Raw genomic sequence first — 10,228 nt, 5'->3', positions numbered from 1 at the left:
TTCGCAATATGGTGTCAATAACTTTTTTGTTTTTCTTGCCTTGTTGATGACTTGCTGCGGCAAGATATTAAATATATCATCCTGCGGAACAAAACACAATACAAGTTCGACTGGTAATTTATACTATTTGTTAATAAAAAATCACTTCTATTATATAGAATATAAATATGGATTGAAGAGTTTATCATGAAGACTATAGGCCAGCTTTATATTGTAAATAATAATTGGGAAATGATGAGCTGCCATTGTAAAGACGGCTTGCCACACCATGCTGTAGTAAGAAATCATTTTAATTTGCACATGGTTACTGTGGAAGATCATCTGCTTTGAACAATTTCTTACGCCCGTATAGACCTCCTTGCCCATAAAAAGACAAGACAATATGAAGCCGTCAGCCATCCGCCATTTTTCTAAAGTACAGATAGAATTGCCATTCGGCATTCAAAGATTAATAGAGTTCACATGAAAGTGAGTCTGCTTTGAAAACCCTATCGACTCACAAAACTTGTCTGATTTCTCATTATCATTAAGTACGAACACATGGCATTTTTCTATCTCATCTTCTCTTAACCTTTTAAGAGCCTCTTCTGTTAAAGATTTACCTAATCCATTTCTTTGCCAATCTGGATGAACAGCCAAATGATGCAGATAACCTCTTCTGCCATCATGCCCTGCCAACAGAGCTCCGATAATTCTTCCTCCTTCTGACGCAACGACACTTAAATCAGGATTTCTTATTAAATACATATGAATCCTTTCTTTCGTATCAGAGCTTCCTAACACTACACCTTCTGCATGCTCCCAGAGCTCATACACTTCCTCATAGTCGTTTATAGTAAATGTCCTGATTTTGAATTCCTTACTCATGCTATTCCTCCTGAAGATTATAATACCTTTCATTTTAGTAAAAGAATCCATTAAAGGCCAATGTTGATTTTTTATAAATCATGTTGTTGCGTATAAAAGCGGGAGATGCTTTCGGAAACAGCATGAGCCGTGAGCCCGGCGATTGGTTATTCCCGAGGAGGAAGAAAGCAAAGGCTCCCGCAGTCCACCAGCCTAAAACAAAGATATACATCAATTCACAATACCTGTCTGTTCAATTTCTACAGTTACCTCCGGATGAAAATTGACCTTTGGAAAGGTTTCTGACCACTCAACCGATTCCCAAAAACTATAATCGTTTGCTATTATTTTCCTTCCAATTCCTAGTCCATCGCAGTTAACTTCTTTCATTTTATCAAAGAGTTCTTTGCTTTGTTCTTCGAGTTGTTGTTCCATCAGCTGGTTTAAGGAAGCTGTTACTTCTCTTTCAAGCAAGTCGTCTGGAGGATACTCATCTACATTTACCATCAGTTCCATATTCATAAAAACATCGACTTCTTGCGTGGAATCATCCACCTCCACGTCAAGATCTCTTGTCATTTCCATGACAGAAACATGAATAAAATTAAGGTTCCTTTCATTTTGGTCCCCCACTTTAAAAGTAAATTCCACTTCCTTTCCCGTCTGGTTATTCCACATCAGAAACAATGTGCTCTCCTCAGAAGTTAACTCTCCAGCCTTTTTTCTTCCATTAAACATCGTTAAGCCGTCAATTTCGATATCCTCTGCCGTTACTCTAAGCGAAGGAAGAAGAAGGTCGTGCCCCTCATCAAAGAGTAATGGACAAATAAATTGAATATTTAGTTTTGGTATCAGAGTGGTAACTTCTCCGCTTTCCATTAACTCACTAATGTAATCAGGGGTTTCTGGCTTATGTTTATTTGAAAAAAACAATGCTTTTTGTGCTTTATCTTTGACAACGGCTACCCGGGCATCTAAGGCGCTTTGGGGATTCCGGTAAAATCGATCTAAATAAGGAAAGATATCTTCTTCTACTGCTCGTTCTCCAAGAAGAAGGACCTTAAGCTTACTGTCATCTACCTGCTCAGGCATTTTTCGGTTTAATAATATTTTATTTTCACCCATCGTGTATCCTTCTGTAGAAACAACCTGGTCACCCTCTCCCTCTCCTCCCGGAAGAGGAGCAGAAACCGTAGTAATGTACCTTTTATCTTCAGTAATATCAATGCTGATCGCTTTTACTAGCGTGTAATCTTTCAACAGTCGCTGATCCCAGCACCCAGTCACAGCCAGGAGTATAATGAAGCAAATCAAACCTCGTTTCATACCGGCCTCCTTTTTCGCAGGAGGCTGAAGATGTATAAAAAAATGGGAAAGCCTGCGATAAAGAGAAAGCTTATATTGCCGGCCCACTCCGTTACCATATCGATGAAAAGCTGGTTCCTAGGTATAAGCGCCAGTAAATACGACAACAAAGCAACAACTAAAACCGCTGTTTTGTATTTTATGGCTGGAAAAAGAGTGGTTACACCTTTGGAAGCTAAAAATACATAAGTGGAATAGGAGGTTAAAACAAAGACAATCCAAATAGCTAAAAAAACAAGATCAATCCTTTCAAACACCGGTGTACTGTACGCTTTAAGCATGTATACAACGGGTTCAGGAACGATCTCTATTTCCTTTGGACTAAAAAACATCATAGGAATAACTGCTGAAATAGTGTAAAGCACAGTAACAAATAAATTTGCGGCAAGTGAGGCCTTTAACTTTTGCTTCATCGTCCCCTTAGTCAGTGCAAAAAAGATAAGAACAAGCTCAAAGCCGACAATGGCCAGAATGGATGACTTCATTCCATGATATAAAGAAGGCAAATCCAAATTCTGCCCGAAAGGACGGATATAATTTATGTTTACATCAAAAAGCCCTACACAAATCGCAGCAATTAATATAATCAGAGCCCCGGATATAATTACGTAAAACTGAGCCATTACCTGTACATCCTTTTGCACAAGGTACACCGCTTTAATGACCATAATGAGGAGCACAGCCCAGACTGGTGTATGGTGAAATATCCATTTTGTTATGACCTCTGCATATAAAACAAGAGCCACAGCAGCTATGACTAAAAAAAACAAGGTATACAATGTATTTAAGAATGCTCCAGGTACTTTGCCAATCAGATAAGGAGCCATCTCAAATAACGACGACCGCTGTCTCTTATAAACGGCCCAAATGACAATCATTATTATAGCGGTAAATAACCCGCCTAACGGAATGGCCATCCACCCGTTCCATCCTGCTTCATCTGATACCGTATAGGCGAGGGAAAGAATATTCACACCGATTTGTGTTTGAATAATAATAAAAAACAGTTGAAAAGGAGTAATCTCGGAAGGTGATAACATTTTCATACTCGCTCCCTCATTTGCCCTGTCTCGTTTTATCAAGAGCCTGACTGCCAAAAGGTCTAGTGTTCATTTTCCATAACGGCCCGCGAATGACGCTATCCTTCAACTCACTGAATGATAAAGGGGCAAGCGGTGATAAATAGGGCGTACCAAAGGATCTTAACCCGCACATGTGGATCAAGATGAGAGTTAGGCCAAACACAATACCAATTAATCCAAAGGCAGCTGCAGCAAGCATTAAGGGAAAGCGAAGAACCCTCACTGACATACTCATTTCATTGTTTGGGACGACAAAAGAGGCAATGGCCGTAATTGCTACAACAATAATCATCACATTGGATACAAAGCCTGCATTAACCACCGCGTCTCCAATAACAAGTCCGCCTACGATGCCGATGGTCTGTCCCACCGGGCTGGGAAGCCTGATCCCCGCCTCCCGAATCAATTCTATGGTGATTTCCATGATAAAAGCTTCAATCAAGGGAGGGTATGGAATCTGGTCAATGGACTCCTTAATCATAAGCGTCATCCCTTCAGGTATCACTTCAAAGTGAAAGGAGACAATCGAAATGTAGAGAGCAGGCAAGGAAACAGAAATTAAAAAGCTTAACAAACGCAGCAAACGAAAAGACGTCCCCATCATCCAGCGGCTATTATAATCATCCGGAGATTGATAAAAAGCCCAAAAGGTAGTCGGACAGATCAAGGCGGTGGGACTTCCGTCGCTCATAACAGCCACTCTTCCCTCAAGAAGATTTCCAGTTACTCTGTCTATTCTTTCTGTGTTTAAAAATTGAGGAAACGGCGTAAAAGCTTCATCCTCAATAAACTCCTCAGTAAAACTGGGAGCATTAACGGCATCTGCTTTTATGGAAGTGATCCTGTCGGCCAGTTCAGTTAACAACTCCTCTTTGGCTAAACCATTAATATAGACTATCGCCACTTTAGTGCCGGTTCGTTCCCCAATTTTATAGAATTTCACAGTCAAATCCGGGTTTTTGATGACGACACGCAAAAGGTTTAAGTTTGTATCTAATGATTCTACAAATCCGGCGTGGGACCCACGAATAACCTGCTCGTTTACCGGTTCTTCCACATCTCGTTCAGGTGTCTGGCTTACATCAAATAAGAGGGCTTTGTCCTCCCCTTCTATGATCACTGCTCCGTAGCCCTCTGCAATTCTTGTAATAATATAAGATAAGTCTTTTGTTTGAGCCCATTCAGTTTTAGCTATCTTTGCTTTTACGTCTGCTATTTTAGTTTCTGGCTTAAGATGGTCAAGTACTTGCTTCTCAAATTCAACTCGTTTCACTCTTGTTTCAAGAAACATGACAGACAGTTCAGTATGAAAATAAGGCAAGGACAGGCACATCAAATCATCTGTATCATTCAGACCCTTTTTTACTATCTCTACCTGCTTATCTAACAGAGAAGCTTTTTTCAATTAAACACACCTCCCCCGTTTTTATTTACTTTGCACATATTGGCACAATTTATGTAAATAGCCATGAATATTCACTTTAAAGAAACCTTACTGTGTTTTAGAATGATCCCTTACTCTATTGCATTTTTAGGATTAATTATTTTTAAACCGGGGAAGTAGGTGGGTAAAAACACAGGGGAGGAATAGCCTCATGACTGATGCAACAGAAGTAATCCGTTTTGATTGTGTAGGAGACACTCATGAACCCCATATCGTGAAATGTAAAAATTGTAATAAAGAATTCCGTGCAGAAAAAATGGATCAACATGTCACCTGTTCTTCCTGCAGGCAGAAAGATACCTTGTCAAGCAAGGATTTTGAAGTAGTCGGTGTCGTACGAAAGGTTAAAAAAGAACTTACACCTCACTAAAAAAAGCAGTTCTATTTGACGATGCCTTTTTCACTGTTTTCAGAAATATGGAATTATTCCTTTCTTTTTCTGTCATCTCTCCTTATAATGAATAACAAATGGAATATTGCAAACTAGGGGTGTCTGCAAAGCGCAGGCTGAGAGAGAAACGCGATGAGGTTTCTTGACCCTTCGGACCTGATCTGGTTCATACCAGCGTGGGGAAGTTTAGATTGACAGCTAATGATTACCACTATCAACTTCTGCATACAAAGCCGGTCCCCTATTTTAGGAACCGGCTTTTTTGTGTTATCCCGCCTGTTTTCTCCTGATCTCGTCCTTTTCCATTAATTTTTAACAAGGAGAGATTTTTTATGACAACCCCATCATCTTCATTGCAAGAGCAGAATGTGTCTATCATGTCGAGCTTTACAGGCAGTAAAAAAGTCTACATTCAAGGTTCAAGAAAAGACATTCAAGTTCCAATGAGAGAAATCGGACTTTCCCCACTACTGGCACAGTCGGGGAAGAAAAAACAAACCTGTCCGTGTGTACGATACTAGCGGACCATACACAGACCCTTCCTATCAAGCTGATGTTACAGCGGGACTCACACCAATTCGCCACAATTGGATTAATGAACGAAAAGATACCGTAGAATACAAAGGCCGGAAATTGAAAGCCGAGGATAACGGCTATAAAGATATTTCCGATCCCCGCGCTGAGAAAGTTTTTCCCGGACTTACCCGAAATCCTCTAAAAGCTAAGGAAGGAAAAAATGTAACCCAGCTTCATTACGCTAAAAAAGGTATCATAACCCCTGAAATGGAATTTATCGCTATACGGGAACAGATGGATCCAGAATTTGTCCGAAAGGAAGTAGCCGAGGGAAGAGCTATTATTCCAGCAAATATTAACCACCCGGAAACAGAGCCCATGATTATCGGCAGAAACTTTCACGTCAAAATAAATGCTAATATAGGTAACTCTGCAGTGTCTTCTTCCATTAATAAGGAAGTTGAAAAAATGACCTGGGCCACCAAATGGGGAGCGGACACTATCATGGACTTATCAACTGGAAAGGATATACATACAACAAGAGAATGGATCATTCGAAACTCATGCGTTCCCGTCGGCACCGTTCCTCTTTATCAGGCACTCGAAAAAGTGGATGGAGTAGCTGAGAACCTTACCTGGGAGATTTACCGGGATACTCTTATTGAACAAGCTGAGCAGGGTGTGGATTATTTCACCATTCATGCAGGCGTTCTGCTTCGATACGTTCCCTTAACTGCCAGCCGCATGACAGGGATCGTATCACGAGGTGGTTCTATTATGGCTCAGTGGTGCTTGTCTCACCATAAAGAAAATTTCCTGTACACCCATTTTGAAGACATTTGTGAGATTATGAAAGCTTATGATATATCTTTTTCATTAGGTGATGGGCTTCGTCCAGGCTCAATAGCCGATGCTAATGATGAGGCCCAGTTTGCAGAACTGGAAACTCTTGGTGAACTAACGAAACTTGCCTGGAAGCATGAGGTTCAAGTAATGGTGGAAGGCCCGGGTCATGTACCTATGCACTTAATTAAAGAAAATATGGATAAACAGATTGCCCTTTGTGACGAAGCACCCTTTTACACTTTAGGGCCGCTGACTACTGATATTGCTCCAGGCTACGACCATATTACGTCTGCTATCGGGGCTGCTATGATCGGATGGTATGGAACGGCTATGCTTTGTTATGTAACTCCTAAAGAGCATTTAGGACTGCCAAATAAAGACGATGTCCGTGAAGGAGTCATTACTTACAAAATTGCAGCCCATGCAGCAGACCTTGCCAAAGGCCACCCAGGTGCCAGAAAAGGGATGATGCTCTTTCAAAAGCACGGTTTGAATTTCGCTGGAAAGATCAATTCAACCTCTCTCTTGACCCTGACCGTGCCCTTGAATATCATGATGAAACCCTGCCAGCTGAAGGTGCAAAAACTGCTCATTTTTGTTCCATGTGCGGCCCTAAATTTTGCAGTATGCGTATTTCCCATGATATTCGGCGTTATGCTTCTGAACATGACCTTGAAACTGCTGAAGCTGTAGAAAAAGGCCTGAAAGAGAAAGCAAACCAATTTAAAGAAACAGGCGGAAGCCTTTATCAGTAGGGAAGGGACAGGAGTGATTAAATGAACAAAGCAGAGGATATAAAGCGAGAGATTGCTCTGGTGCAAGGAAAGCTGACCAGGCTGGAAAATGCCTTAGCAGAAATCCAGGCAAGCTGCTTCCATCAGTATACTGATTATCAATACTATAAAAGATGTGCTCACTGTGGAAAAGTCGAGGTTCTTTATTATTAAAAAGCAAATCATTAGATAACAAAGCCAGACAGCCATCTGGCAATTGAAAGTGATTTTGCTGGTAAGATTTATTTTTCAACCTACACTAAATAAGAGGCGGATTGGATCCCCCTCTTATTTAGTACGTTATTTTGCAGATTTTACCTGGCGGTTACCTTACATGGATTCCAGAGAAACCGTACTGCCTTTACCGCCGGATTCAGCAGGTGTGACTGTAAGCTTTCTTGGAAGACGCTCTTTCAGTTCAGGCACATGGCTGATGACACCGACTGATAATTTATCAGCCTGAAGCTTTTCCAGAGCAGAAATGACTGTTTCAAGGAGCTCCTGATCCAAGGTTCCAAACCCTTCATCAAGAAAGAAAAACTCAAGAGGGTGTTCGCCCCTTAGCTGGATAGAAGCGGACAAAGAAAGTGCAAGAGCAAGTGACGTGAGGAATGTCTCCCCTCCTGAGAGAGTAGATACTGGTCGCTTAACCCCGCCATTGCTGTCATCTCTTATCACGAATCCTCCTGAAGAATCAACTTCAATAGCATACCTTCCTCTTGTTAATACATGAAGGCGCTCCGATGCTGCTTTGCTTACCTGCTCCAGCTGTTCTTCAGCAATAAATTCAACAAATGCCTTCCCTTTAAACACTTTTTCTAATTTCTGGTATTTCGAAAATGCTTCGCCCAGTTTTTCTATTTCCTTCTGGCACTCCTTATAACGCTTATGTTTCTCTGTAATATCACGGAACACTTCCTGGGCAGCGCCAGATTGTTCTCTAAGCTGGTCTACCAGGATCTTAGTTTGACTTACTTTTTCTTCTGTTTCCTCCAACTGTTCTTCACTTACTGTCCGATTGTCCAGCTGCTCTGTATACTCGTTAATCAAATGAAGAAACTGTTTTTCTTTTTCATAAAAGTCTTGAATGTAGTTTTCATACTCTGTTCGTTTATCCTGGCCAAGCACGGCAGCTCTTACTTCTTCCTTTGATATAAAGTTTGTATGTTTTCTATGCTCTTCCCATTTAGCAGAAGCCTCGGCTAAACGCTGCTCTGCATCCTTACATGCCTGCTCGGCTGCTGCTTTTTCATTCTCCGCCTGATGCAGCAGGCTTTTGGCTTTATTAAGAGCATTCAAACTGCTCTCTTCTTTTTCTTCTAACTCGGTTAAAGCGGCTTTTACTTCCTGGAGTAGCACATCTATGGTTTTTGTACCGGCAAGGTGAGAAATATAGCCTTTCATTTCGCGAATAAGTTCTGTTTTTCCGGATAGCTTTTCTTTTTAAGGACGCTTCCTTTAGCTGGCATTGAGTAAGCTCGTTTTCTAGTTGGGCAATCTCTTCTTCTTTTCTTTCAATAAATGGTCCGCTTTTTTCGATTCTCTGACGAAGGATGACTGCCTGCTCTTCCTGTCCCTCCACCTTTTTCTTTTCTTCTTTAATGGAATGAAAAGATAAGGAAGGGTACAGCTCCTCCCACTTTTGCATTTCGTTATCAGCATTTCCATGAAGCTCAGATACTTTTTCCTGAGCAGCGTTTCTGGCTTTTTCTTCGGACTTCTTCTCCGCTTCAAGCTGGTTTATCTCATTGGTTATATCCGTAAACCGTTTCATGTCATCTTTTACTAGAGACTCTAAATGTTCTATTGTAAGTCCTTCTTGCTTTAAGGAAGAAAGTTTATAGGATGCTTTTTCCTCCCACCTGTTGTCATCAAGTGAAGGGAAACCCTCACTTTCTTCACTTTCTTCTTCCTCTGTTGCTGCAGCAACCTCGGCAGAAAATCCTTCTGTAAGCTGCTTGACATTTGTTCCAGCTTCCACTTTCTTTGCCCAATTTCTGATTTCGCCTGTGCTGCTGTTTCTTCCCAGCTGCTAAGCTTCTCGATGATATTCTTGAAGTCAACTGAGGCGTGTTGTGCTTCCTTAGAAGGAGAGGGGTGTTCCCGGGAACCGCATACCGGACACGGCTCACCTTCTTTCAACTGGCTGACAAGCTGATGAGCCAAAGCTTCTGCTCTTCTTGCCTCCATTTCTTCCTGCTGACTGGCTTTTTCTTTTTGCAGAGCTTTTCGAAAAGAATCTATGTTTCTCTCTTCTTGAGCACTTCTCTCATACCAGCGAAAAATCTGAGTAAAACGTTCTTTTCCCGTGTCCTCAGCACCTTTATAGTTTGCGGATTGTTTTTCAATCCTTTCTTCCAATTCTTTCAGCGATTTATTTCTCTTTTTTACCTCTTCTTCTTCTTCTGATGCTCTGCTTTGTATTTGTAAAACCTTTTGACTAGCTTCATATGCCTGATAGATTTCTTTTTTGGCACTCTGCTGTGGTTCCAGATCTGCTAGTTCTTCTTTCATACTCTTTTGAACATCAACATATTTCTTATGGTCTGATTTTGCTTTTTGATAGTTTTGCTGAGCCCTGCTTTGCTTCTCAAAAAGGTACTTACTTTCTTGCTGGAGCCTTTCATAGGCCTCTTGTTCTTTTTGAAGCTTCATTTCTGTTTCTTTTGCCTGACTGAGTTCTACATGCTTTGATTGTAAGCGCGGCTGCTTTTCTTTTAAGGAAGCTTTGGCCTTTTCATAGATTTCTGTTGCTTCTTTTTCACGGTCAGAAGCATCTTTCACATCTTTTATCCTTTTTTCTCTTTCACATTCCCACTTTTTAAAGCTCTCTGTCCAGGACTGCACTTCTTCTGCGTAGGGAACTAGTTTTTCAGCCTGTATAGAAAGTTCACATTTTTTTTCTAACTGTTGAATGTTATCTTTCTTGGCAGTCAGGTTTCCTATTTCCCCTTCTGCTGTGGCC

10 protein-coding genes, 1 pseudogene and 1 riboswitch are annotated in these 10,228 nt (G+C 41.1%); of the genes and pseudogenes, 4 read left to right on the top strand and 7 right to left on the bottom strand.

Annotation, left to right across the window (positions count from 1 at the left end; genetic code table 11):
• Positions 1–186: 186 nt before the first annotated feature.
• Positions 187–330: a hypothetical protein gene (locus tag JCM19033_RS23265; RefSeq protein ID WP_157049778.1), complete on the top strand. Its 144-nt coding sequence runs from the start codon at positions 187–189 to the stop codon at positions 328–330.
• Between the two features lie 111 nt (positions 331–441).
• Here the strand turns inward: JCM19033_RS23265 and JCM19033_RS06925 are convergent, their stop codons facing one another.
• The 4 genes from JCM19033_RS06925 to JCM19033_RS06910 all read right to left on the bottom strand — a co-directional run bounded on the left by JCM19033_RS06925 (position 442) and on the right by JCM19033_RS06910 (position 4,698).
• A complete protein-coding gene (locus JCM19033_RS06925; RefSeq protein WP_054635773.1) occupies positions 442–867 on the bottom strand; it encodes a GNAT family N-acetyltransferase in 426 nt (141 codons plus the stop codon).
• Between the two features lie 210 nt (positions 868–1,077).
• A complete protein-coding gene (locus tag JCM19033_RS06920; protein WP_054635772.1) occupies positions 1,078–2,172 on the bottom strand; it encodes a Ger(x)C family spore germination protein in 1,095 nt (364 codons plus the stop codon).
• A complete protein-coding gene (locus tag JCM19033_RS06915) occupies positions 2,169–3,257 on the bottom strand; it encodes a GerAB/ArcD/ProY family transporter (protein ID WP_054635771.1) in 1,089 nt (362 codons plus the stop codon). Before JCM19033_RS06915 ends, JCM19033_RS06920 begins: the two co-directional genes overlap by 4 nt.
• A gap of 10 nt (positions 3,258–3,267) precedes the next feature.
• The gene (locus tag JCM19033_RS06910) at positions 3,268–4,698 is read right to left on the bottom strand and encodes a spore germination protein (protein ID WP_054635770.1); all 1,431 of its coding nucleotides are present in this window, start codon (positions 4,696–4,698) and stop codon (positions 3,268–3,270) included.
• A gap of 190 nt (positions 4,699–4,888) precedes the next feature.
• Between JCM19033_RS06910 and JCM19033_RS06905 the strand changes: the two genes are divergently transcribed.
• The 3 genes and pseudogenes from JCM19033_RS06905 (at position 4,889) to JCM19033_RS23260 (ending at position 7,437) form a co-directional block, all read left to right on the top strand.
• Positions 4,889–5,107 (top strand): hypothetical protein, encoded by a 219-nt coding sequence (locus JCM19033_RS06905; RefSeq protein WP_054635769.1) that lies wholly within the window; start codon positions 4,889–4,891, stop codon positions 5,105–5,107.
• A gap of 105 nt (positions 5,108–5,212) precedes the next feature.
• Positions 5,213–5,328: riboswitch (TPP riboswitch) on the top strand.
• A gap of 177 nt (positions 5,329–5,505) precedes the next feature.
• Positions 5,506–7,245 (top strand): annotated as a pseudogene (gene thiC, locus JCM19033_RS06900) (phosphomethylpyrimidine synthase ThiC).
• 21 nt (positions 7,246–7,266) lie between these two features.
• Complete coding sequence (locus JCM19033_RS23260) at positions 7,267–7,437, top strand: serine protease (protein ID WP_157049777.1); 171 nt, start codon at positions 7,267–7,269, stop codon at positions 7,435–7,437.
• Between the two features lie 156 nt (positions 7,438–7,593).
• Here the strand turns inward: JCM19033_RS23260 and JCM19033_RS06895 are convergent, their stop codons facing one another.
• The 3 genes from JCM19033_RS06895 to JCM19033_RS06885 are packed head-to-tail and all read right to left on the bottom strand — an operon-like array spanning position 7,594 to position 10,047.
• Positions 7,594–8,667, bottom strand: coding sequence for an SbcC/MukB-like Walker B domain-containing protein (locus tag JCM19033_RS06895; RefSeq protein WP_083465307.1), 1,074 nt, complete (start codon positions 8,665–8,667; stop codon positions 7,594–7,596).
• Positions 8,549–9,037, bottom strand: coding sequence for a hypothetical protein (locus JCM19033_RS23255; protein WP_054635767.1), 489 nt, complete (start codon positions 9,035–9,037; stop codon positions 8,549–8,551). The genes JCM19033_RS06895 and JCM19033_RS23255 overlap by 119 nt, the downstream gene beginning before the upstream one ends.
• A 50-nt stretch (positions 9,038–9,087) precedes the next feature.
• Positions 9,088–10,047 (bottom strand): hypothetical protein, encoded by a 960-nt coding sequence (locus JCM19033_RS06885; RefSeq protein WP_157049776.1) that lies wholly within the window; start codon positions 10,045–10,047, stop codon positions 9,088–9,090.
• Positions 10,048–10,228: the final 181 nt, after the last annotated feature.

This window comes from Thalassobacillus sp. C254, from assembly GCF_001310615.1.
This window is presented reverse-complemented; position numbering and strand designations above follow the sequence as displayed.